The sequence below is a fragment of the Sorangium sp. So ce426 genome (assembly GCF_051475585.1).
Lineage (GTDB): Bacteria > Myxococcota_A > Polyangia > Polyangiales > Polyangiaceae > Sorangium > Sorangium cellulosum_B.
In genome coordinates this window covers 3,778,668-3,802,800 of the sequence record NZ_CP150341.1, presented here as the reverse complement: position 1 = coordinate 3,802,800, position 24,133 = coordinate 3,778,668, and the positions used below count along the sequence as shown (strand labels likewise).

Below are 24,133 nucleotides of genomic sequence, written 5' to 3'. Positions count from 1 at the left end.
CCGTGGCACGAACCACCGCGTGGCACGAACCACGGTCGGGTCGAGACCGCGGGTCGAATCGCGCCGCCTATGCTAGACCGCGCTGCGCCGATGCCCCCCGAGCGCTCCCTCACTTCCACCTCGAGCTCCCCGCTCAGCGCCACGATCGCCGAGCTCTCAGGCCACGTCGACGACAGCGCCTCGAACGATACCGCTACCAGCGGCCCGCCCGCCTCCACGCCGGCCGACTTCGAGCCGCTCTCGTCGCTCGACCTCCCGGCAGACCGCCGGGTCGTCACGCCCCGTGAGCTCGCCGCAGAGCTCGCCGCGACGCCGCCTGGCACCCGTCATGTCACAGGCTCGGCCGGCTCGGCCGGCGCCCTCGTCATCCGTCGCCTCGTCGCGGCCGCCGCCGGGCGCCGGATCATCGCCCTCACCCCCGACGTCGACAGCGCCCGCGCTCTGGCGGCCGATACCTCGTTCCTGCTCGTCGATCGGGACGCCGATGACGCCGAGGCCGCCGGCTCGACCACGTTCGGCCGCGTCCTTCTCTACCTGCCGAACGAGGCCAGCCCTTACGCGGATGTCAACCCGGACCGCCGGGGCGCCCAGACCCGCCTCGCCACGCTCTTCCACCTCGGCATGGACCTTCCCTGGTCGGTCCTCGTCTGCCCCATCACCGCGCTCGTCCGCAAGGTCGTACCCAGGGACGAGATCACCGAACACGCCGAGCTCGTCATCGCCGAGCAGGAGATGGATCGCGATGCGCTCTCGGCCCGCCTCGGTGCATCGGGCTACGTCCGCAGCCCCCTCGTGGAAGACCCCGGCACCTTCGCCGTCCGCGGCGCCCTCCTCGATGTCTGGGCGCCCTCCGCCGAGCTGCCGGTGCGCATCGACTTTTATGGAGACATGGTCGCATCGATCAAGACATTCAACCCCGACGACCAGCGCACGGTCGCCGATGTGAAGGAGGTCTGGATCCCGCCGGCGCGCGAGGCGATCCTCACGCCTGCCAATGTCGAGCGGGCCCGCCAGCGGGTACGCGCCGCGTGTGACGTCATCGACTTCCCCTCGACCAAGGCGCGCGCGCTGGTCGACGACGTCGCGAGCGGCCGCGCCTTCTTCGGGGCCGAAGGCTACTTGCCTGCCTTCATCGACCTCGCCTCCCTCACGTCGTACCTGCCCGACGACGCGCTCATCCTCCTTGAGGACCCGTCCTCCGTCACCGCCGCCGTGCGAAACGAGCTCGGTCGCGCCGCGGCCGATCGGAGCCACAAGGACCGTGAGCCGCACTTCCCGCTGGCCTCCTTCTACGAGGACGAGGCGCACGTTGCCTCGTGGCTCGACGCGCGTGCCGTGCTTGCCCTGCACCGCACCGGGGTTGAGGGTGCTGTTGCTGTGGAAAACCGGAACTCGCTGGAGCGCTTCGAGGTCGTCCCTGAGGACGTCCCGTCGCTCGCGACGCGCGACCAATCGGACCTCGAGCGCGCCATCAAGACGGCTCGCGCGTCACGCGGCAAGCACGGCGCTCTCGACCCGCTCGTTCGTCGCGTGATCGCCTGGCAAGAAGCAGGCCTACGAGTGCTTATCGCTGCACGCGCGCAGACCCAGGTTGAGCGCCTCGTCGCCCTGCTCCGCCATCGCGACGTGCGGGTGAAGGCCAACCTGGGTCCGTTCGACCCCGCGTTCTTCGATGGCAGCAGCTCCGCCTCTCCGCGCGACACAGCCCTCGTCGTCACGGGCTCTCTTGCGCGCGGCGTCATCGCTCCTGCCGAGGGGCTCGCGCTGGTCACGGAGGAGGAAATCTTCGGTGCCCGCGCTCACCGCCGCGCCGCGCGCGCCGCCGCCTCCTCCACGAAGCCGTCGCAGGCCTTCCTTGAGGACCTCCGCAACCTCGGCGTCGGCGACTACGTTGTCCACGTAGAGCACGGTATCGGGCGTTACCTTGGCCTCGTCCACAAGCAGGTCGGCTCAACCACGGTCGATCTCATCGCCGTCGAGTACGCCGGCGGCGACAAGCTCTACCTCCCAGTCTACCGCCTGAACCAAATCCAGAAATTCAGCGGCGGCGAAGGCGCCCCCAAGCTCGACCGGCTCGGTGGGCAGACGTTCGCCAAGACAAAGGCGCGGGTCGAGAAGAGCGTCCGCAAGATGGCCGACGAGCTCCTCCGCCTCTACGCCGAGCGCCGCGCCGCCACGGCGGAGCCCGTTCCACCGCCGGACGACGATTACCGCGCCTTCGAAGCGACTTTCCCCTTCGACGAGACGCCCGACCAGGCCCGGGCGATCACCGAGGTTACGGCCGACCTCGAGTCCGGCCGTCCGATGGACCGCCTCGTCTGCGGCGATGTCGGGTTCGGAAAGACCGAGGTTGCCATCCGCGCCGCCTTCCGCGCCGCAAACGCCGGCAGGCAGGTCGCCGTCCTCTGCCCAACCACGGTGCTCGCGCAGCAGCACTACCTCAGCTTCCGATCCCGGATGGCCTCCTACCCCATCGAGGTCCGCGCCATGTCCCGCTTCCAGACCAAGCAGGAGCAGGACGAGGTCTCCCGCGGCCTCCGCGACGGCAGCGTCGACGTCGTGATCGGCACCCACCGCCTCCTCTCCAAGGACGTCCACTTCAAGCGGCTCGGCCTCCTCGTCGTCGACGAGGAGCAGCGCTTTGGCGTCACCCACAAGGAGCGCATCAAGGCGCTCAAGACCAACGTCGACGTCCTCACGCTCTCGGCCACCCCCATCCCCCGCACCCTCCAGATGGCGGTCTCCGGCCTCCGCGACATGTCGATCATCACGACCCCCCCGGTCGATCGCCGCGCCATCCGCACCGTGGTGACCCGCCACGACGAGGCCGTCCTCCGCGAGGCCGTCCTCCGCGAGCTCGGCCGCGGCGGCCAGGTGTTCTACGTCTACAACCGCGTCGAGGGCCTCTACGAGCGCGCCGCCCGCCTCGCCGAGCTCGTCCCGAGCGCCCGCATCTGCGTCGCCCACGGCCAGATGAGCGAGCAGAACCTCGAGCAGGCGATGCTCGACTTCGTCGAGGGGCGCTACGACGTCCTCTGCGCCACCGCCATCATCGAGAGCGGCCTCGACATCCCCCGCGCCAACACGATCCTCATCGACCGCGCCGACATGTTCGGCCTCTCGCAGCTCTACCAGCTGCGCGGCCGCGTCGGCCGCTCCAAGGAGCGCGCTTACTGCTACCTCATCGTCCCGCCCCCGAACGCCATGACCGACGAGGCCCGCGCCCGCATCGAGGCCCTCGAGCGCCACACCGAGCTCGGCTCCGGCTTCCAGATCGCCTCGCTCGACCTGGAGCTGCGCGGCTCCGGCGACCTCCTCGGCGCCGAGCAGAGCGGCACCGTCGCCCAGGTTGGCTTCGAGCTCTTCTGCCAGATGCTCGACGAGGCCGTCCACGAGCTGCGCGGCGAACCCGTGGTCCACGACGTCGACACCGAGCTCTCCTTCGACGCCGACGCACTTCTGCCAGAAGAGTACATTTCCGACGTAGGCGTACGCCTCTCCCTCTACAAGCGGCTCGCCGGTGCCGCCTCGACCGAGGACGTGCAGGACCTCGCGGTCGAGATGGAGGATCGCTTCGGCGCGCCTCCGCTCGAGGCGCGCCGGTTCGTGCACCTCATGCGGCTCAAGACCGAGCTGCGCCGGCTGAAGGCGCTCGCATGCGAGGCGAGCGCCAAGGGCGTGACGCTGCACTTGCGCGAGGACACCCCGCTCGATCATGCCAAGGTGCTCAAGCTGGTCCAGCCGAAGGCCTCACCCTACCGGCTCTCGCCCGACATGCGCCTCACCCGCCGAGCCAAGGAGGGCGAAGCCTTCACGAGCGGTCTGGAGGCGACCGACAAGCTCCTCAGCGAGCTCGCCGGCTGTCTCAAGGAGGGCAGTGATCTCGCCTAGCGTGAGTGCCCACGACATCGTCGCGCCCGCTGGAGCGCGCGGCCGAGGCGACGCGCCGCTCCGGCGGTGATAGCCTCCCTTGAGCGGAGGGACGGATGATCGATCGCCCGGATCGCGAGCGGCTCGCGGCGCTCCAGCAGAGCGTCATGACATGCTGGTACAGCCCCTTCCAGCTGGCCCGCTCCGCGCTCGACATGACCGTCTCCCGCCTGATGGGCGCGCGCGGCGATTTCCGCCTCCTCGAGGCGATCGCGGGGCCGCAGCCGCCCTTCGACTATGCCGTCCGAAACGGCGTCATGCGCGACGAGCTCTGGATCGACTACGTGGCGGACACAGGCGATGGCTTCAACCCCACCTACGCGATCGCGAGCCTCCTCGCGCGGCCGGGCCTCTCGCTGGGCGGCCGGGAGACGAGGCGCGGAGAGGTGCTCATCATGGGCGGCGACCAGGTCTACCCCTCGGCCACGCGTCAGGCGTACTGGACGCGGCTCGTCGAGCCCTACGCGGCCGCGCTCCCGAAGGCCGATGTGACGGATCCGCCGCACCTGTTCGCCATCCCCGGCAACCACGACTGGTACGACGGGCTGATGAGCTTCATGCGCCTCTTCGGCCAGAAACGCACGCTCGGCGCCTGGAAGACGTTCCAGTCGCGGAGCTACTTCGCGCTGAAGCTGCCCCACGGCTTCTGGCTGCTCGGCGTCGACATCCAGCTCGAGTCCGACATCGACCAGCCGCAGATCGAGTATTTCTGCAAGCTGGCGACGCACGACATGCGCGACGGCGATCGCGTGATCCTCTGCACCGCCGAGCCCGACTGGGTGAAGGGCGCCATCTACAACCCAGAGCTCCAGAGCAACCTCGCCTTCTTCGAGAAGCAGCTCGCCGACGCGCGGCCCGGGGTCGAGATCGTCGCGCGCATCGCCGGGGATCTGCACCACTATCGCCGCCACGAGTCCGCGGACGGCCGGCAGAACGTCATCGCCGGCGGCGGCGGCGCGTTCCTCCACCCGACCCACGGCGAGCCGGTCACCGTGGTCCGCTCCGGCCCGGGCGCCGACCAGCGCCCTTATATGCTGCGCGCCTCGTTCCCGTCAGAGTCGGAGTCGCGCCGGCTCGCCTGGCGCAACCTCTCGTTCGCCCGGCACAACCTCGGCTTCTGGCCTGCCGCCGCCTTCGTCTACATGCTCTCCTCCCTGACGCTGCCCCGTCCCGGGCCGGGGGCCGTGGGGTGGGTCCTCGTCGTCGTGCTCGTGTTCATCGTCTTCACGGACACCTACAAGACCTGGTATCGCCGGTTCGCGGGCTCGCTCCACGCGCTCGCGCACCTCGGGGCGGCGCTCGGGCTCGCGCACCTCGGCGGCGCGCTGCTCGGCGTCGACGTCCGGGACCTCCCGTCCATGTCCATGTGGAGCCTCCTCGGCGTGACGCTCTTCGTCGGCGCCACCGGCGCCGCTGTCGGGTCGACGATCATGGGCGTCTATCTCCTGATCTCGCTCAACGTCGCGCGGCGGCACGGCAACGAAGCGTTCTCGGCGCTCCGGATCCAGGACTACAAGAACTTCTTGCGGATTCACGTCCACCGCGACGGCCTCACCCTCTATCCCGTCGGGCTGAGGAAGGTGCCGCGCGCGTGGAAGGTGGCCGGCGATCGCAAGCCCGGCGAGCCGCGCTTCATCCCCGCCCGCGGCGCCCTGGCGCCGGAGCTCATCGAGGAGCCCATCACCATCCCGACCGCGCGGCAGCCACGCCGGACCGGCCAACTCACGATCGACGCGGCGGGCGCCGGGCACCGCGAGTGCCCCGCGGGCGAGCGGCGGAGTCGCCCCCCCGCAGCGGGCGCCACGGCGGGAGCTGGCGCGCCCGAGCCGTAGAGGCAGACCGGAGCCCTGGCGATCGTTCCTTCTCCATGAGGCAGTTCGCCTCAGCCGGGACATTCTGCCTTCGCGCTGGCAGGCACAACCACATCCGGGCGGTCGACTCGTGGAAGCGGTCGACCGCAGAAGGATCCTTGCGCGCCGAGCTCGCCGCGCGCTCCTGCGCGCGCGAACGTGAGGTCAGCGGGCGCAGCGAGGTGTTCTGGCGCGAGCCGGCTGCGCTCAGGGCGACGCGGCGGCGCTGGGCAGCCTCGGCGGAGCGGCCCTGGGACAGATCTCGCGCAGCTCGCCGGGGGGCGAGAGCGGATCGGGGCCTTCCCTGGGGCAGGAGCTCGGGCCATTCGCGATGGCGTCCTGACCACGGTCCTCCGGGGTCCATTCGCGGTTGATGCTGGGCGCGTTCGCGAGCCCCTCTGCGCAGGCCGCGGAGGCGGCGAGGAGCAGCGCGAGCGCGGCGCGCATCGAGGAGCGGCCAAGAGAGCGTTTCATAGGCACATCTCATCTCCCCGCGGCGCCGGCGCTGGCGGCGCCGGTCCACGGAAGCTGTCGGGGGTTCCCGTCTCTCGTCTCTCGTCTCTCGTCTCGCGACGTGAATCACGGTCCGTGCCAGGTCGAGGTTGCCCGACCGTTCGGGATGCCGGACCGCCCGCCACGGCCGCCATCGGCAGCCTCGAGCGGCGGCCGAGCCGGGCGCGGCAACGGCGACCACAAGTTCCGGTGACGACGTGCGCATGGCTTGCGCCCCCACGCAAATGCCCCAGGTGGTGGGCGGTGGGGTCCGAGCGGAGCGGGATCCCGGAAGGAGTGTCGATCATGGCGAGAGACGTCATCGAGGTGCTCAACGACCTCATCCAGCTCGATCGCGACGCGATCGCCGCTTACGACCGCGCCATCGAGGCGTGCGAGCACGCTCATACCAAGGAGAGGCTCGCGAGCTTCAGGGACGATCACGCGCGCCACGTGGTGGATCTGACCGCGCATGTGACGTCGCTCGGCGGCATCGCGGCGCAGACCCGCGACCTCAAGGGCAAGCTCATCGAGGGGTTCACGGCGATCACGAGCATGGGAGACCAGAGCGCGCTCCTCGCCATGCGCGGCAACGAGGAGCTCACGAACCGGCAATACCAGGCGGCGCTGGACGAGTCGCTCACGGCCGAGGCGCGCGCGATCGTCGAGCGCAACTACACCGATGAGCAGCGGCACCTCGCGTGGATCAAGGACGCGCTGTCAAGGAAGGTCTGGGAACAAGCCGCCTAGTGGGCGGTCGGCCCGCGGCGGTGGTGAGTACGATCGGAAGCAGATTCTACGGTTGGGGGTAATATGAAATCGAATCGGTCCATCCAGCTCGCGCTCGCCATGGGAGCGCTCGCGGTCGTGCCGGCGCTCGCGGCGGCACAGACGGGCGGCACGGGCTCGCCGCAGCAACGCGAACCGGGCTCGCCGCAGCAACGCGAACCGGGCTCGCCGGGAGCGGCGCAGGGCGGCGCACAGCATCAGGGCGACAAGCCCAGCGCGAGCGGCGCACAGCGCACGCAGCAGCAACAGGGGCAGAGTCAGAAGAAACAGGCGATGAATCTCCAGGAGCAGATCTCGTTCCCGGTCGAGGAAGGCTGCACCTACACGGCCTCCGTCAAAGGTCGGATCGATCCCGTCGCGGCGGGCAAGTCGCAGCAGCCGTCGGGCGGCCAGACCGGCAGCGGCAACCTGGGACGGGGCAGCGGCGCGGGTGCGCAGGGCCAGACCGACGGCAGCCAGGCCCAGGCCCATGCCGGCGGCGCTCAAGGCGGCAGCCAGGCCCACGAAGGCGCCCAGGCCGGCAGGGCTCAAGCGGGCGGCCAGACCGGGCCAGGTGCTGACTATCGCGAAGGTCAGGAGAAGGTGAAGCCCAACCTCACCGTCGCCGCCAGCGTCAGCTGCCCGAACGCGGTCGATCTCAAGGTCTCGGACACGCTGAAGACGGACAAGGCCATCAGCCGCTCGGAGCTCGAGGAGATGATCTCGCGTCGAACGAGCATCGCGACCGAGAAGGGCGGCCGCTTCTGCATGTACGTGCCGCAGTTCGAGCTGACGCGCGACAAGCTGAGCGGAAAGGGCATCGCCCAGCTCTGCCGCGTGCCCGCGGCGGGCGAGAAGGGCGGCGCGCCGTAAACGCCGGAGGAGGGAGACGGCGATCCTGAGGGCGCGCGCCCTCAGGATCGCCCGGCGATCGCGCCGCTGCGCCGGAGGCGCGCCGGCTCAGGGGGTCGGCGTGGGCAGCGGGCAGGAGTTCAGCCTGCCGATGACGAAGGGCCGCACCGGGACGGTCGTGCTCGTGATCGGGTAATAATTGCCAGCTGAAACCGAGGTGACGCTCCAGGTGTGGCCCACGGGGACTCCCGAGGTATCGGTATAGATGCGCATGTAGCCCGTCCCCGGACCTGCGACGAAGTCGCTGCACGTGCTCGTCCACCGGCTGTCACGCCAGGTGGTGCTGCATCCGTGGACCGAGCTGGTGGAGTCGGCGATCGGCAGCGCCCACTGGATCGTGTTCTCGTACTTCGGGTTGAGGGCCGTCGTGAGCTGCACCGCCGGGCCCGTGATGATCACGGTGTGCCCGCCGTATGCGGTCTGCACGCCGCCTGCCACCATCTTGTTGATGACGAGCACGTCACCCGCAGCGACGTTCGAGATGTTCGAGATCAGCGAGACGATGGCCCCGGACTTGGTGAACTCGGTATAGTACTTCTCCGAGCTCGGGCTCGTCGAACCCCAGTAGTAGGACAGATTGGCCTCGTCGTTCACCGCGTCCACGATCGGGTCCGGGTCGGACCAGAACTCCTCTTTCTGAATGTTCGTGAGGAAGACAGCCCCGACCGCCGACGGCGTACCGGCGGTGATGAAGTCGAGCGCTCCGCTGGATAGCAGCGAGCACGCATCGGCCGGGGCAGCGCCGAGCGCGACGAAAGAAGCAGCAGCAGACACCATCAGAAAGCGAACCGCATTGCTGAGCATGAAGTACCTCGGTTGACGGTTACCACGTTGCCGTTCCGCAGGCCGAGCAGATTCGGTTGAGGAGGTCGATCGTGTACAGCAAGAGAATCGCACCTGGTCGCGTCGAGCCTAGCATCCAGTGTTTACTTCCAAAGCACGGCATTCGTCAACACACTTCGAGCACATTATCCATCGATTCAATCACTTTTCTGTGTTCATGTAGGACACGAGAGCTCTTCAGACGGCACTGCCGGATACTGTCCACCGCGTGATGGTGACCTGAAGTCATCGAATCAGTCATCGCACGCATCGCACGCATCGCACGCATCGCGCGCATCTCGCGGCTGACGCTGCGCGCCAGCGGCCGTGAAGGGTTACCTGGTGACATATCGCCCTGAAAACTGGTCTGAGTGGAATCCAGCAACACGCCAAGCGCTGAGCGCCGGGGGATCGATGGGGCCGCGTCGGCGACCGCTGGAGGGGAATGTCGCGGACCGGGTGAGACGGCGCATGCTGGGGACGCCGCGAGGCGGCTCGATACAAGCCGCCTCGCCCCGCTCGCCCGTCCGGACGGAGCCCCTCAGTACGGCATCTCATCCAGCGCAGGCACCTCCGGCGGCCGCCCCCGCGCGCCGTTCTTGCCGAGCCGCGCGGTGGTCGGCACCCCCGTCCCGGGCTGCGTCGCCTCGCCGTCGTCCTCCAGCCCCGGCGGCGGCTGCGCCAGGGCCCGGCGGCCGGTGAAGCGGAGGTCCCGCGCGATCACCTCGGTGCGGTAGCGGCGGATCCCGTCCTTCTCGTAGCTCGACGTGCGCAGCCCGCCCTCGATCAGCACGCCGTCGCCCTTGGTCAGCACCTTCGCGAGCGCCTCGGCGCGCGGCCCCCAGAACACGATGTTGTGCCACTCGGTGCGCTCCTTGGGCTCCTTGTTCTTGTCGACGAACGACTCGTTCGTCGCCATGCGGAGCTGGAGCACCGGCGTGCCGTTGCCCGTGTAGCGCAGCTCCGGATCCGCGCCGAGGTTGCCCATGAGAATCACCTTGTTCAGCCCTTCGTTCATGATGTGCTCCTGTGCTTGGTTGTCGTCATTTGCTGTCATTTGCTGTCGTTTGCTGTCGTTTGCTATCGCCAACTAGCGTTTACTATCGTTTGCCGTCGTCTCGGTCGTCTCCGCCGTCTTCTCTCGTTGACTTCCTTGTCACCTTGCCTGCCGTGCTGCGTCGCTCCTCGTGAGGCGCCGTGTCGTCGTGGAATACGAGGAGCGGGTCCGGCGGCGCCCGTTCGCCGGACTCGCCCTCTCACCGGTCTCGCTCAGGAATCCATCGCCGCGCCGCCCCCGGGCCGCGCCGGCGCCGCCGCGTCGACGGCGGCGCGGAGCGACGAGGCGAGCGTCGGCTTGCCGATCAGCGCCTCGCGGGCGCGCTCCCTCCCCTGCCCGATGTGCTCGCCCGCGAACGACAGGTGCGCGCCGCTCTTCTCCACGACCCCGAGCTGGCAGGCGAAGTCGATGAGATCCGCCGCGCCGTCGATGCCCGCTCCCCACCGGATGTCGAACTCGGCTTCTCTGAACGGAGGAGCCATCTTGTTCTTGACCACCTTGACGCGCGTCCTGCTTCCAATGGCCTCGTCGCTCACCTTCACCGGCCCCACCCGGCGCACGTCGAGCCGCACGCTCGCGTAGAACTTGAGCGCGTTGCCGCCGGTCGTCACCTCGGGATTGCCGAAGACGACGCCGATCTTCTGCCGGAGCTGGTTGATGAAGATGAGCGTGGTGTCGGTGCGGTGGCATATGCCCGTGAGCTTCCGCAGCGCCTGGCTCATCAGCCGCGCCTGGAGGCCCATGTGCGAATCGCCCATGTCCCCCTCGATCTCGGCCTTGGGCGTGAGCGCAGCCACCGAGTCGACGACGATCACGTCGACGGCGCTCGAGCGCGCGAGCATCTCGACGATCTCGAGCGCCTGCTCGCCGTTGTCCGGCTGCGAGACGAGCAGCCTGTCGATGTCGACGCCGACCGAGCGCGCGTACGTGACGTCGAACGCGTGCTCGGCGTCGATGAACGCGGCGACGCCGCCCGCGCGCTGCGCCTCCCGCATCGCGTGCAACGTGAGCGTGGTCTTGCCCGACGACTCCGGGCCATAGATCTCCACGATGCGCCCGCGCGGGTATCCCCCGATCCCCAGCGCCGCGTCGAGCGACAGGGATCCGGTCCGGATCAGGCCGATGTCCCGGGTCTCGTTCTCGTCGTTCAATGACATGATCGCCCCCTTCCCGAACTGCTTCTCGATGGTGCCGACGACGGTCTTCACGGTGCGGAGCTTCTCAGCGATCTCGGTCATCATCTCGGTCTCTCCTCTTCGACGTGCGTTCGTTGCTTGTTGCGGTTCAACTGCTGCGTGCTGAACGTGCGCGCCCCCGAGCGCGCAGACAGACGATCCAGCGCGGCCGTCGGGGCGGCCGCGATCGCGCCTGCATCGCTGCGGGCGCGGTGGTCCTTGGCCGCTCAGGCGCCCGCGGCGGTGGTGGCGGGCGCCGGCCCGCAGGCGGCCTCGCGGTCGAACAGCCGCGCGCCGATCGCCTCGGCCACGTGCGCTGCCCGCACGGCAGAGCTCCTGTCCATGTCGGCGAGCGTGCGGGCGACCCGCAGCACCTTGGTGTACGCCCGCGCCGAGAGGCCGAGCCGCTCCACGGCCGAGGCGAGCACGCGCGCGCCGGTCGCGTCCGGCATGGCGACGCGCGCGAGATCGCGCGGGCCGAGCTCGGCGTTGTGCGTCGCCGCGACCTCCCCCGCCTCGAAGCGCGCGCGCTGCGCGGCCCGGGCCTCGACAACGCGCGCCCGCACCGCCGCGGAGCTCTCGGGCGCGTCGAGCGGCGATCGGCCGTCGGCGAGCGGCGCGCACAGGTGAGCGACGTCGACGGGCGGCAAGGAGATGTGAAGATCGATGCGATCGAGCAGCGGCCCGCTCAGCCGCGCGCGGTAGGCGCGGACGCGATCGAGCGAGCAGGCGCAGCGATTGCCGCGGTCGCCATGAAAGCCGCACGGACAGGGGTTGATGGCGGCCACCAGGATCGGACGCGCCGGGAACACGACGCGGGCGCGGGCGCGGCAAAGGGCGACCGTGCCCTCTTCGAGCGGCTCGCGGAGCGCCTCGAGGACGCCGCGGCGGAACTCGAGCAGCTCGTCGAGGAACAGGCACCCGTGGTGGGCCAGGGAGACCTCGCCGGGGCGGATGGGATCCCCGCCGCCGACGAGGCCCGCTGCGCTCACGGTATGATGCGGGGCGCGGAACGGGCGAATCGCGACGAGGCCCCTGTCCGGGGAGAGCAGCCCGGCGACGGAGTGGATCGCGGTGATATCGAGCGCCTCGTCGTAGGACATCGGCGGCAAGACCGTTGGCAGGCGCCGAGCGATCATGGTCTTTCCGCTGCCTGGCGGGCCGACCATGATCAGGTTATGTCCCCCGGAAGCGGCGATCTCGAGGGCGCGGCGCGCCCCGTGCTGGCCGCGGACCTCCGCGAGATCTGCCGCTGCAGCGCTCGGCTCCGCGTCGATCGCGGCCATGGTCCCCGCGCCCGGGAGGGGCTTGTTGCCGCGGAGGTGCGCGACGACCTGGCCGAGGTGCTCCGCGATGAGGACGTCGATACCAGCCACGCTCGCCGCTTCGCGCGCGTTTCCCTGGGGCACGATCGCGCGCGTGACCCCCTGCGCCGCCGCGCCGCGCAGCGCGGGCAGGACGCCGCGTACGGGGCGCACCGCGCCGCTCAACGAGAGCTCGCCGAGCAGGCCAATCCGGTCGAGCCCCTCGGCGGGCACCTTGCCGAGGGCCGCGAGCGCGGCGATCGCGATGGCGAGGTCGTACGCGCCGCCGCTCTTCTTGAGGTCTGCCGGGGCGAGGTTCACGGTGATCACGTATTCGTCGAGCTCGATGCCCAGCTGCTGGAGCGCGGCGCGGACGCGCACGCGGCTCTCGCGGACGCTCGCCTCGGCGAGGCCCACCATCTGGAAGAACGACGGACCGCGGCCCGAGTCGACCTCCACCCGGATGGGGTGCGCGTCGAGCCCGAGCAGAGAGAACGTGAGCGCCGTGGCCTGCATGCCGGAGCCTTTTCGCGAAAGGCGTGCCAGGCGGAGAGGGCGGCGAACGCAGGGGAATTCGTGGCGGGAGGGGTGGCGGACGCGGCGGAGGAGGTGGCGGCCGCCAGAGGCTCGGCACGCGTGCCCGGAACTCCCGCCGTCGCGCCTGGCAGGCGCGCGCGAGATCCATCATTGACATGGGCGCGCCAGGAGCACAGGGATGGATCCGAGCCGGAACGGATGCGCTGCCATGGCGCCCCGGCGGAGGAGATCCGACGAGGCGCAGCGGCCCTGGCCTCCCGGCCCAGCGGCCTTGACCGCCCGGCCCAGCGGCACGGGTGGCTCGACCCGTCCAGGAAGACGTGCTCATGCGTGTTGCCAGCGACATCGGCGGGACGTTCACCGACCTCGTCGCCTTCGATGAGGACACAGGGGAGCTCTCGCTGGCCAAGGTCCCCACCACACCGGACGATCTCACGCGCGGCGTCCTGGAGACCCTCGATCCAGCACGGATCGAGGCCGCCCGGATACGGGCTTTCATCCACGGCACCACCTTGATCATCAACGCCCTCACCGAGCGCAAAGGCGCGCGCACTGGGCTGCTCACGACGCGGGGCTTTCGCGACGTGCTGGAGATCGGCCGGGCCAACCGGCCGGACATCTACAACTTCTCCTTCCGCAAGCCCGAGCCCTTCGTCCCCCGACATCTCCGCCTTGAGGTCACGGAGCGGATGGACCACAAGGGCGAGGCGCTCACGCCCCTGGACGAGGACGGCGTCCGGCGCGGCGTCCGCGCGCTCCTCGACCGGGGCGCCCGCGCGATCGCCATCTGCTTCCTGCACGCCTACCGGAACCCGGCCCACGAGCGCCGCGCCGCCGAGATCGCACGGACGGAGGCCCCCTCCACGCCGGTGAGCGCGTCGTCCGAGATCACGCGGGAGTGGCGCGAGTACGAACGCACGAGCACCGCAGTGCTGAACGCCTATGTCCAGCCGCTCGCCGCCGCGTACCTGAGCGGCCTGGAGAGCAGCCTGACCGGGCTCGGCGCGGCGGGCACATCGCTCCATGTCATGCAGTCGAGCGGCGGCATCACCACGTTTCCCGACGCGCGCGCCGCGCCCATCCGCCTCGTCGAGTCCGGGCCTGCGGGCAGCGTGCTCGGCGCCATCGCCCTCGGGCAGCTCCTCGGAGAGCACGACATCATCTCCCTCGACATCGGGGGCACGACCGCCAAATGCGCTGTCCTCCAGGGCGGAGAGGCGCGCGTCACCACCGAGTACAAGGTGGAGTGGACCCCGACGTCCCCCGGATACCCCCTCATGATCCCGGTGGTCGACATCGCGGAGATCGGCGCCGGCGGCGGCTCCATCGCCCGCATCGACGACGCCGGACGGCTAGAGGTCGGCCCGCGGTCGGCAGGCGCCGTGTCGGGGCCGGCCTGCTACGGTCGAGGAGGAGAGGAGCCGACCACCACCGACGCGAACCTCCTTTGCGGCCGCATCAACCCCGCGTACTTCCTCGGCGGTCGGATCCCGCTCGACGTGCAGGCCGCCCGCAGGGCGATCCGCCGCATCGCCGCGCAGTGCGGCGTCACTGAGCCCGAGGCCGCCCGGGGGATCCTCCGCCTCGCGAACGCGATCACGGAGGGCTTGCTCAGGCGCATGACCCTCCGCCGCGGGCACGATCCGCGGGAGTTCGCGCTTATCGCTTTCGGAGGCGGCGGCTCCATGCACGCCTCGGCCCTGGCGCGCGGCCTCCGGATCCGGCGGGTCGTCATCCCTGTCGCGCCGGCGCATTTCTCGGCCTGGGGCATGCTCATGGCCGATATGCGGGCCGACATCGTCCGAACCGCGATGGTGCGCGCCCAGCCGTCGCAGACGACCGCGCTCGCCGCGCTCCTCCAGGAGCTCGAGCACGAGAGCAGCGCCCGCGTCTGCCGGGGAGGGATCGACCCGGCCCGCGTCTCCACGCGCCGCTTCGCCGAGCTGCGTTATGCAGGCCAGGAGCATACGGTCAAGGTCCCCCTCCCCGCCGGCGCGCTGGATAGCACCGCCCTGGAAGAAACCATCGAGCGCTTCCACGCGCTCCACGAGCAGAACTACACGTTCCGCCTGGACGCGGCGGTGGAGATCGTGAGCCTCCACGTCGCAGCCCTCGGCGCCGTGGACAGGCCGCGCGCGGCGCGGCTCGAGCGCTCGCCGCCGGATCCCGCGCCCGCGCGCAAAGGCGCCCGCGCCGTCGACTTCGACGAGCTCGGTATCCTGCAGAGCCCCCTTTACGAGCGTGCTCGCCTGAGGCCCGGCATGCACGTCGATGGACCGGCCGTCGTCGAGGAGCCGGCCGCGTCGACGGTCCTGTTTCCAGGAGATCGCCTCACGGTCCACGAGCAGGGCAGCCTCCTCATCGACATCGACGCCCCCGCCGCCGGGTGAGGCGCGGCCGACCCCTGAACCGACGGAGCTGTCATGAGCACGACGACGAGGATCGATCCCTTCACGCTCGAGATCATCAAGAACGAGCTCATCGCCGCTGGTGACGAGATGTTCCACGCGCTGCAGCGGACCGCCATGAGCCCCATCATCTACGAGGTCCTCGACTACGCCGCCGGGCTCACGGACGCGCGCGGAGACCTCCTCACCCAGGGCAACGGGGTCGCCGACTTCATCGGCGCGCTGAGCTTCGCCGTGGCCCACGTCCTCAACAAGCTCGGCAGAGAGCGCCTGGCGAACGGCGATATCGTCATCCTGAACGATCCCTACGCGGGCGGCGGCACGCACCTGTCCGATGTCGCGCTGATCATGCCGATCTTCCATGAGGGCGAGCTCGTCGCCTTCGCCGTGGACAAGGCGCACTGGACCGAGGTGGGCGGCAAGGACCCGGGCTCATGGACCACGGACGCGACCGACGTGTTCCAGGAAGGGCTCCAGTTCCCGGGCATCAAGCTCTTCGAGGCCGGCAAGCCCGACGAGGGGCTCCTCGAGCTCATCCGGGCCAACGTGCGCACGCCCGACGCGACGCTCGGCGACCTGTACGCCTGCGTGGGCGCGCTGCGCGTGGGCGAGCGGGCGCTGCACCGCATCCTCCGCAAGTTCGGCAAGGGCACCGTCCTCCGCGCCATGCAGGAGCTCCTCGGCGAGGGAGAGCGCAGGGCTCGCCTGGAGCTGGCGAGGCTCCCCCGCGGGACGTACGACGCGACCGACTTCATCGACGACGACGGCATCGGGAACGGCCCGTTCGAGGTGCGGGTGAAGGTGACGATCGACGACAGCTTCCTCTGCGATTTCACAGGGACGAGCGCGCAGGTGCCGGGGCCGATCAACTGCGGCCGCACCGGCCTGCATTCGGCGGTACGCCAGGCCTGGAAGGCGATCACCGATCCTCTGCTCCCGACCAATGAAGGCGTGTTCCGACCGGTCCAGATCGTGTGCCCTCCGGGGACGATCTTCACGGCGGAAAGGCCGGCCCCCGTCTCCACCTACTGGGAGACGATGCAGTACGCGACCGAGCTCGTCTGGAAGGCCCTGGCGCACCTCGCCCCGCGTCGCCTGACCGCCGGACATTTCCTCTCCGTCTGCGGTACGATCATCCATGGCATCCACCCCGACGATGGAACTCCCTTTCTCCTCGTCGAGCCACAGGCGGGCGGCTGGGGGGCGGGCGCGGACAAGGACGGCGAGAACGGCCTCGTCTGCGCCGGCGACGGCGAGACCTACATGATCCCCGTCGAGATCTGCGAGACCCGCTATGGGCTCCGCGTCGAGCAGTACGCGCTGGATATCGTGGACGGCGGGGCGGGAGAGCGCCGCGGCGGGCGGGGCCTCGTGCGCGATTACCGCATCACGTCGGCGTGGGCTACGGTGACCGCGACCTTCGGTCGGCATCGATTCCCGCCGTGGGGGCTGAACGGCGGCCACCAGGGCTCGCCCAACTACCTGGAGTTCGTGCACGAGGACGGCAGCCGGAGAGCGATGGGCAAGTGCGCCCGTCACCTCCTCAAGCGGGGTGAGCTGTGCCGGCTCCACACGGGCACGGGCGGCGGGTACGGCGATCCCGCGCGGCGGAGCCGCGCGCGCGTGCTCGACGATCTGCGCTGCGGCTACATCACCGAGGAGCAGGCCAGGCGCGATTACGGCCTGCGCGACGCGGAGGAGCCGGCGCCTTCGCCCCTCCGCTCCGACAAGGCATGAACCCGCGGCTTCAGGCGGAGGTGACTGCTCATGCGCATGGGGATCGACGTCGGCGGGACCAACACCGACGCCGTGATGATGGACGGCGCGGAGGTCGTGGCGAAGGTCAAGGTGCCGACCACGACCGACGTGAGCGGCGGTGTCCTGGAGGCTGTGAGCCGCCTCTTGGAACGAGCGCGGGTGCCGGTCGGCCAGATCCGCGGCGTCATGCTCGGCACCACCCATTTCACGAATGCGCTCGTGGAGCGCCGCCGGCTGCAGGAGGTCGCGGCGGTGCGGCTCGGACTGCCGGCGACCGCGGCGCTGCCGCCGATGGTGGACTGGCCTTGCGATCTGCGCAGGGCGCTTGGCGACCACGGGTTTCTGGCCCATGGAGGTCACGAGTTCGACGGTCGCCGGCTGTCGCCCGTCGAGGCCGGCGAGCTGCGCCGCATCGCCCGGGAGATCGGCCGGAGAGGCCTCCGCTCCGTCGCGATCGCCAGCGTCTTTTCACCCGTCAACCCCGAGGCCGAGCTCGAGGCCGCGGCGATCCTGCGGGAGGTGCTGCCGGACGCCTCCCTCAGCCTGTCGCACGAGATCGGCCGGATGGGGCTCCTCGAGCGGGAGAACGCCGCCATTTTGAACGCCTGCCTCAAGGACGTTTCGACGACGACGATCCGAGCGTTCCACGATGCCTTGGCGCAGGCCGGCGTCTTGGCGCCGCTCTATCTCACCCAGAACGATGGCACCCTGATGAGCTCCGACCGGGCGGAGCGCTATCCGGCCTTCACCTTGTGCTCGGGCCCCACGAACTCGATGCGCGGCGCCGCTTTCCTCACGGGCCTCGCGGACGCGATGGTGGTCGATATCGGCGGCACCACCACCGACGTGGGCGCGCTGCGCCGCGGGCTGCCGCGCGAAGCGTCGATGACGCTGCGGGTGGCTGGCGTGCGCTGCAACTTCCGCATGCCCGACGTCCTGTCCATCGGGCTCGGCGGCGGAAGCCATGTGCTCGACGGACCTCTCCGGATCGGGCCGCGAAGCACCGGCCACGAGCTGACGCAGCGAGCGCTGGTGTTCGGGGGCGACACGCTGACCGCCACGGACATCGCCGTGGCCGCAGGGTGCGCTGTCATGGGCGACCGCGCGAAAGTCGCGCACCTGGCAGACGAGCTCGTCGCGCGCGCGGCGCTGCGGATCCACGAGATGGTCGAGGCCGCCATCGATCGGGGCAAGCCCGCGGCGGCGGACATTCCGGTCGTCCTGGTAGGCGGGGGCTCCTCGCTGATTTGCAGGCCGCTCCAGGGGACCTCCGAGATCGTCAGGCCTCGGCACGCCGAGGTCGCCAACGCGGTCGGCGCCGCCATCGCGCACGTGTCCGGCGAGGTGGACCGGGTCGTCAACCTGGAGAGCCGATCCCGGGACGACGCGCTGGCAGAGGCGCAGGCGGAGGCGATCGCGAAGGCCTCGGCCGCAGGCGCTGACCCGGCCAGCATCCACCTCCTCGACATCGAGGAGGTGCCGCTCGCCTACCTGCCGTCCAACGCGACCCGGATCCGGGTCAAGGCGATCGGCGATCTGCGGAACGGGTGAGGAGGCTGGGATGGGATTCGTGCTGGAGCGCAAGGACCTGCCCGACCTGTCGCTCGGCGCCGCCTTCCTGGGCACGGGCGGCGGCGGAGATACCTATATCGGCCGGCTGATGCTCGAGCGCGTGATGGAGGAAGGGCGCCGCGTGGAGATCGTCCACCTCGCGGAGGTGGGAGACGGAGATTACGTGATCCCTACGGCGATGATGGGCGCTCCGACCTGCCTCATCGAGAAGATACCGCGCGGCGACGAGAACGCGCTCTCGCTGCGCCGCCTGGAGGCATTCCTCGGCGTCCGGGCGACATGCACCATGCCCGCCGAGGCGGGCGGGATGAACTCGACCGTGCCGCTCATCGTGGGAGCGCAGCTCGGGCTGCCGGTCGTGGACGCCGACGGAATGGGCCGCGCCTTTCCCAACATGTACCAGGTGACATTTCATGTCCACGGCGTCCCCGGAACGCCGATGGCCATCACGGACGAGCACGGCGACACGGTGATCCTCACGGCCTGCGACAACTTCAAGATGGAGTGGATCTCCCGCGGCATCACGATCCGCATGGGAGGCTGCGCGCACACCGCCGAGTACCCCATGGATGGGCCGACGGTGCGGCGAGCGGCCATCGGCGGCACCCTGGGCGTCTGCCTGGCGCTCGGGAAGGCGATCCGGGAGGCGAACGAGCAGCACAGAGATCCGTTCGATCGCCTCGTCGGTGCCCTCCGAGAGACGCCCTACCGTCACGGCCGCGTCCTCTGGACTGGCAAGGTGATCGAGGTCTACCGCCGCACTACGGAGGGCTTCGCCAGGGGCTGGGTGCAACTCCAGGACACCGAGGGCTCCGGGGAGACGCTGGAGGTGCTGATCCAGAACGAGAATCTGGTCGCCCGCGTCGGGACGCGCGTCCTGTGCAGCGTGCCTGATCTCGTGTGCATCCTGGATCGCGAGACCGCGGAGCCGATCGCCACGGAGGCGCTGCGCTACGGGCAGCAGGTGAAGGTCATCGGCGTGGCGGCGCCGCCGCTCCTGCGCACACCCGAGGCGCTGGAGGTCTTCGGGCCCCGCGCCTTCGGCATCGATCTCGATTTCGTCCCCCTCGAGGAGAGCGAGCCGTGAGCGCGCGCGATGGACCCGAGACACGCGAGACGCCGCGCGCGGGCCAGCACCACGGCCGCGCGGCCACGGCCCGGGCGCGGCGCTGGGCCGCGATCGGGCGCGACGACTTCCCCCTTGCCCGGGTGCCCGAGGCCGCGCGCTACCCGTGGTGGAGCGTCGCCGTCCAGCGGTTCGGCGAGCTCTCCGCGCTGTCGCAGCTCCTCCTCGGCGCCACGCTCGGCTTCCACATGACCTTCTGGGGCGCCTTCTGGGCGATAACGCTGGGTGTCGTCCTCCTGGAGGTCGTCGCGGTGCTCACCGGAATCGCCGGCCAGCGAGAGGGCCTGTCCACGTATGTCCTCGCCCAGTGGACCGGCCTGGGACGCCACGGCTCGTCTCTGTTCGGCCTGTGCACGGCGGTGAGCCTGGTCGGGTGGTTCGGTGTCCAGAACGCCATCTTCGCCAAGGGCCTCGCGGCGCTCGCCGGCACGCAGGTGCCGCTGTGGGTCTATTGCGTCCTCACCGGGGCGGCCGTCACGTTGATCGTGATCTACGGGTTCAGCTCGATGGCCTGGACCTCGTACATCACGGTTCCGCTCTTCCTCGCCCTCAGCGCCTGGGCCATCCGGAGCGCCCTCGCCCGGCACGAGCTGGCCGACCTCCTATCGATGCCTCCACCAGGAGAGCCCATGAGCATCGCAGCCGGCGCGACGCTGGTGGCCGGCGGGTTCATCGTGGGCGCGGTCCTCACCCCGGACATGACCCGCTACAACCGTTCGGCGGCCGACGTGGTAAAGCAAACGCTCGTCGGCGTGACTCTCGGCGAGTACACGATCGGCCTCACCGGCGTGCTCCTGGCGCACGCCGTCCAGAGCGCGGATGTCGTCCACATCGTGACGACGGAGGTCGGGGTCGCTGGCGCGGCGATCCTCGTAACGGCCACGGTGAAGATCAACGACTGGAATCTGTACTCGGCCTCCCTCGCCCTGGTGAACACGGTCCATCAGACGACGAACCGACACGTCCCGCGGAGCGCGATGACGCTCGCGGTGGGTACGGCGGGGACGGCGCTCTCGATCGCCGGGATCCTGGAGCACCTCATCGGATTTCTCACGCTGCTCGGGATCGCTTTCCCGCCTATCGCCGGCATCATGATCGCCGAATACTACGTCGTGCGCCGACATCGCGCGGTGCTCGAGCGCACCCGGTCCGCCGGCTCGCTTCCCGCGCAGGTGGAACCCCCGAGTCTTCGACCGCTCCTCGCCTGGGCAGGCGGCGTGGCGGCGGGATATCTCATCGACGCCGGCATCCCGGCCATCAACGCGCTCCTGGGCGGCTTGCTCGCCCACGTCACGCTGAATCGGGGGAAAGCGGCTTCATGAAGAGCGCCGCCCGCCGCAGCTACTCGGGCGCGCGATACCTCGCCACGACGATCGTGATGTCGTCGTCCGGGCTCGGGCACCACCCCTCGACCGCATCGAGGATCCGGTCGCGGATCACGCCGACAGGCTCCGTCTGGACAGCCTCGATGACGGCGCAGAGCCGCTCCAGCCCGAACTGCTCGTGATGGGCGTTCCGCGCCTCGGTCACGCCATCGCTATAGAGCACGAGCACGTCCCCATCCCCAAGGTAAAGCTCGGCATCCCGCGTCAGCGCGCCGATCTCGGGCAGCGCGCCGATCCAGACGCCTGAGCTCGGAATGCACCCGCAGCGCCGCGTCCGCGCCGAGCACACGACCAGATCGTCGTGCGCGCCCGCGAACGTCACGCGCCCGTTGCGCTCGTACCGGAGCAAGAGGAGCGTCGCGTGCTCGTCGCGCTCCAGACGATCGCGGACGTTCTTGTAGATCGCCTTGTTGAGCGCCGTGATGACCTTCGCCGGGCTCGCGGCCGGGTCGTTGCACGTGAGCGCCGATACCATGCTCTGGATCATCAGCATGATGAGACCCGCCGCGAGCCCGTGCCCCGCGACGTCGCCGATCCCCAGCCACCCGCCCCCGTTCGCCGGGATCACATCGTAGTAATCACCGCCGACCTCGGCCGCCGGCTTCATGACCGCGCAGAGGTCGAGCCCCTCGATAGAGAGCTGCTTCGGCACCAGCGTGGTCTGGATGCGCGCCGCGACCTGGCTCTCCTGACGGACCCGCTCCTGCTCCAGCCGCTCGCGCAGCTCCACCTCCCGGACGACCTGCCGGTGCAGCGCCGCGGCCTTGACCGCGGAGCCGAGCTGGAGGCGCAGCACCTCGTACATCATCCCGCTGGCGCGGTGGTCGAGCACCGCGACGCCGAACCTCTCCTCGTCGCCGAACGCGACCGGAAGCACGATCCTGCTGATGCGCTCGTCGGCGTCCAGGAAGCCCGGGGGCGCGAGGCGGTGCGCCGGGAAGCTCACGGCCGGCACCTCCACCTCGTGGCCGTCCTCCATCACGAACAGCGGCTTCATCGTGGCGTGCTGAGCGTCGTCGTACAGCGACACGGCGACGTCCGAGAACCGCATCCTCGGCAGCTCCGACGCCAATAGCCCCTTGAGCACGGGCAGGCTCAAGCACGCGGAGAAGCCCCGCGCGCCGTAGGTGACATCGATCGCGGCGAGCTCGACGTTCAGCCGCTGCTCCCCCTCGACGTGCACGCACTCGCTCCCGATCAGGATGCGCGCAGCGTGCCAGAGCTGCTCCAGCGCTGCGTCGCCGCCCACGGGCGACCCCTGTACCCGCGATCGCAAGAGCGATATCACCGCCTGGAACTCCTCGAGGAGCACGCCCTCGCGCCTCGCCCCGTCGAGGAGCGCCTGGAGCGCGCGCAGGAAGCGCCCCTCGTCGCCCGCGAGCTCCGCCTCCATCGCGGCGAGCAGGTCGCCCGCCCAGCCGTCGAGGGCGCCCCTCGGGATCGCCACGCTGCTGGCGAGCGCGCGCTCCAACGACGCCCGCTGATCCGCGATGGGGCGCGGAAAGCCGCGCACCGAGGGGACCGGCTGAAGGAACGTGTCGCCCGCGCGGTACCCGCAGCCGCAGGACTCGCGCTGCGTGAGCTCCACACGCGCGAGCTGCAGCGCCTCGACAGCCTCACCGTCGATCATGCGGAGGACCGTGCTCACGGCCATCCCCCCGAGCCGCTCGATCGGCTGGCGCACCGTCGTCAACGACGGCTTCGTGAAGCGAGCGATGCCGACGTCATCGAACCCGCAAACGAGGACGTCTTCCGGGATGCGGCGTCCCTCGGCCTTGAGCACCTCGATCGCCCCGAGCGCCATCCTGTCGTTGGCCGCCACCACGGCGTCGAACGCCACCCCGCGAGCCAGGAGCTCGCGCATCGCCGCGCGCCCCGTCGGGATCGTGAACCCACCGAACACGAGGAGGCGCTCGTCGCAAGGGAGCGCCCGCGCCGCAAGCGCCCTCCGGTACCCGCCGGCGCGCAGCGCGGCCTCCTCGCTGCTGCTCGGGCCGCCGATGTACGCGATGCGCCGGCACCCGTGCTCGTCCGCCATGTGCCCGACCGATATCTCGCTCCCGAGGGCGTTGTCGACCATCAGGCTCGGCACACCGTCGATCGCGGTCCCGATGCTGCACACCGGCAGCGGCGCGAAGGACCGGCAGAACGATCGCATGACCTCCATGCCGCCGTAAGGGGAGAGCGTCGACGAGGCGACGATGACGCCGTCGGCGGTCTCAGGGCCGATGAGGTGATAGAAGGTTCCCCGGTCGGCCACCTCCGGCCGGCGAGCCATGGCCGGGTCGCTGAACGCCGTCAGCAGGTTGACGTCGTGCGCCGCGGCGCCGCGCTCGATCCCGGCGCGCAGCTCGGACTGGTAGTCGCCAACGACATTGTCGATCAGAAACGCGAGCGTCCGACGCTTCCTCGTCATGGCCTCGGGCTCTCGATCATGCATCCGCGATCGAGACCAGCTCCGGGCATATGCGATCCAGGGGCTTCAGGCTCCGACGCTGCCATGTGCGCCGCGCGTCCGTGACGAACCGTATCCTGCATTTGAGGCCATGGCCCATCAGGCCGCAGATGAAGCCGACGAACGCCTTGAGGCAGCTCGAGCTCATGAAGCGCAGGTCGCGCACGTCGAACTCGACGGTGCTCACCGAGAGGCGCATCACCTCGCCCTCCAGCGCCTTGACGTACCTGCTGAGCGGCGGAGATGCCGCCATGTCCCCCGTGCCGGTGAGCTTGACGCTGAGGGTGTCGTCCCTCAAGGCTGGCTCGATCCCGAAGCTGTCGGTGACGACAGGATCCACGCTCAAGCAGCTCATCCCTTCTCCATCTCTCGACCGAGCGCGCGACGACCGTCGGCTCGGTCCTCTGGATGCCGCAGCCGACGGCCGGTGTGATGGTCGATGCGAGCTCTCCACACTACGACGTAGTCGCGCCGGATCCAATCCCTTCCCGCGAGCCGCGCGGGGTGCTCTCGGCACGCGCCATGCGCCATGCGTGAGCGCGGGTAGCCAGGGGAAGACGCGCACGATGCGGCGTCGCACGG

At 70.1% G+C, this 24,133-nt stretch carries 17 protein-coding genes; 9 read left to right on the top strand and 8 right to left on the bottom strand.

The window, feature by feature from the left end; genetic code table 11:
* The first annotated feature begins 90 nt into the window (after positions 1 to 90).
* Entirely contained in the window at positions 91 to 3,891 is a 3,801-nt protein-coding gene (gene mfd / locus WMF44_RS14345) for a transcription-repair coupling factor (protein WP_437299675.1), read from the top strand.
* 95 nt (positions 3,892 to 3,986) lie between these two features.
* Positions 3,987 to 5,762 carry a metallophosphoesterase gene (locus tag WMF44_RS14340; RefSeq protein WP_437299674.1) on the top strand — a complete coding sequence of 592 codons (1,776 nt, stop codon included), beginning with the start codon at positions 3,987 to 3,989 and terminating at the stop codon, positions 5,760 to 5,762.
* Between the two features lie 225 nt (positions 5,763 to 5,987).
* Here the strand turns inward: WMF44_RS14340 and WMF44_RS14335 are convergent, their stop codons facing one another.
* Positions 5,988 to 6,254 carry a hypothetical protein gene (locus WMF44_RS14335; protein ID WP_437299673.1) on the bottom strand — a complete coding sequence of 89 codons (267 nt, stop codon included), beginning with the start codon at positions 6,252 to 6,254 and terminating at the stop codon, positions 5,988 to 5,990.
* A 324-nt stretch (positions 6,255 to 6,578) separates the two neighbouring features.
* Here WMF44_RS14335 and WMF44_RS14330 point away from each other — a divergent pair, with 324 nt between their 5' ends.
* Both WMF44_RS14330 and WMF44_RS14325 read left to right on the top strand, forming a co-directional pair.
* Positions 6,579 to 7,022: a ferritin-like domain-containing protein gene (locus WMF44_RS14330; RefSeq protein WP_437299672.1), complete on the top strand. Its 444-nt coding sequence runs from the start codon at positions 6,579 to 6,581 to the stop codon at positions 7,020 to 7,022.
* 99 nt (positions 7,023 to 7,121) lie between these two features.
* A complete protein-coding gene (locus WMF44_RS14325; protein ID WP_437299671.1) occupies positions 7,122 to 7,913 on the top strand; it encodes a hypothetical protein in 792 nt (263 codons plus the stop codon).
* Between the two features lie 87 nt (positions 7,914 to 8,000).
* Here the strand turns inward: WMF44_RS14325 and WMF44_RS14320 are convergent, their stop codons facing one another.
* The 5 genes from WMF44_RS14320 to WMF44_RS14300 form a co-directional block, all read right to left on the bottom strand.
* Complete coding sequence (locus tag WMF44_RS14320; protein ID WP_437299670.1) at positions 8,001 to 8,756, bottom strand: hypothetical protein; 756 nt, start codon at positions 8,754 to 8,756, stop codon at positions 8,001 to 8,003.
* A gap of 145 nt (positions 8,757 to 8,901) precedes the next feature.
* Positions 8,902 to 9,162, bottom strand: a complete 261-nt coding sequence (locus WMF44_RS14315) for a hypothetical protein (RefSeq protein ID WP_437299669.1) — start codon at positions 9,160 to 9,162, stop codon at positions 8,902 to 8,904.
* Between the two features lie 153 nt (positions 9,163 to 9,315).
* Entirely contained in the window at positions 9,316 to 9,792 is a 477-nt protein-coding gene (locus WMF44_RS14310; RefSeq protein ID WP_437299668.1) for a single-stranded DNA-binding protein, read from the bottom strand.
* Positions 9,793 to 10,043: 251 nt separating this feature from the next.
* Positions 10,044 to 11,072 (bottom strand): recombinase RecA, encoded by a 1,029-nt coding sequence (recA, locus tag WMF44_RS14305; protein WP_437299667.1) that lies wholly within the window; start codon positions 11,070 to 11,072, stop codon positions 10,044 to 10,046.
* Between the two features lie 161 nt (positions 11,073 to 11,233).
* Positions 11,234 to 12,826 carry a YifB family Mg chelatase-like AAA ATPase gene (locus WMF44_RS14300; RefSeq protein WP_437299666.1) on the bottom strand — a complete coding sequence of 531 codons (1,593 nt, stop codon included), beginning with the start codon at positions 12,824 to 12,826 and terminating at the stop codon, positions 11,234 to 11,236.
* Positions 12,827 to 13,173: 347 nt separating this feature from the next.
* Here WMF44_RS14300 and WMF44_RS14295 point away from each other — a divergent pair, with 347 nt between their 5' ends.
* Genes WMF44_RS14295 through WMF44_RS14275 form a run of 5 tightly spaced genes read left to right on the top strand, consistent with a single transcriptional unit; the run spans position 13,174 to position 21,033 of the window.
* Entirely contained in the window at positions 13,174 to 15,237 is a 2,064-nt protein-coding gene (locus tag WMF44_RS14295) for a hydantoinase/oxoprolinase family protein (protein ID WP_437299665.1), read from the top strand.
* A gap of 33 nt (positions 15,238 to 15,270) precedes the next feature.
* Positions 15,271 to 16,992 carry a hydantoinase B/oxoprolinase family protein gene (locus WMF44_RS14290; RefSeq protein WP_437299664.1) on the top strand — a complete coding sequence of 574 codons (1,722 nt, stop codon included), beginning with the start codon at positions 15,271 to 15,273 and terminating at the stop codon, positions 16,990 to 16,992.
* 30 nt (positions 16,993 to 17,022) lie between these two features.
* Positions 17,023 to 18,564 carry a hydantoinase/oxoprolinase N-terminal domain-containing protein gene (locus WMF44_RS14285; protein ID WP_437299663.1) on the top strand — a complete coding sequence of 514 codons (1,542 nt, stop codon included), beginning with the start codon at positions 17,023 to 17,025 and terminating at the stop codon, positions 18,562 to 18,564.
* Between the two features lie 10 nt (positions 18,565 to 18,574).
* Complete coding sequence (locus WMF44_RS14280) at positions 18,575 to 19,672, top strand: DUF917 domain-containing protein (RefSeq protein ID WP_437299662.1); 1,098 nt, start codon at positions 18,575 to 18,577, stop codon at positions 19,670 to 19,672.
* Positions 19,669 to 21,033, top strand: coding sequence for a purine-cytosine permease family protein (locus tag WMF44_RS14275; RefSeq protein WP_437299661.1), 1,365 nt, complete (start codon positions 19,669 to 19,671; stop codon positions 21,031 to 21,033). Before WMF44_RS14280 ends, WMF44_RS14275 begins: the two co-directional genes overlap by 4 nt.
* Before the next feature lie 19 nt (positions 21,034 to 21,052).
* Here WMF44_RS14275 and WMF44_RS14270 read toward each other — a convergent pair whose 3' ends face one another.
* Positions 21,053 to 23,512: a SpoIIE family protein phosphatase gene (locus WMF44_RS14270; protein WP_437299660.1), complete on the bottom strand. Its 2,460-nt coding sequence runs from the start codon at positions 23,510 to 23,512 to the stop codon at positions 21,053 to 21,055.
* A gap of 16 nt (positions 23,513 to 23,528) precedes the next feature.
* The gene (locus WMF44_RS14265; protein ID WP_437299659.1) at positions 23,529 to 23,906 is read right to left on the bottom strand and encodes a hypothetical protein; all 378 of its coding nucleotides are present in this window, start codon (positions 23,904 to 23,906) and stop codon (positions 23,529 to 23,531) included.
* Between the last annotated feature and the right edge of the window lie 227 nt (positions 23,907 to 24,133).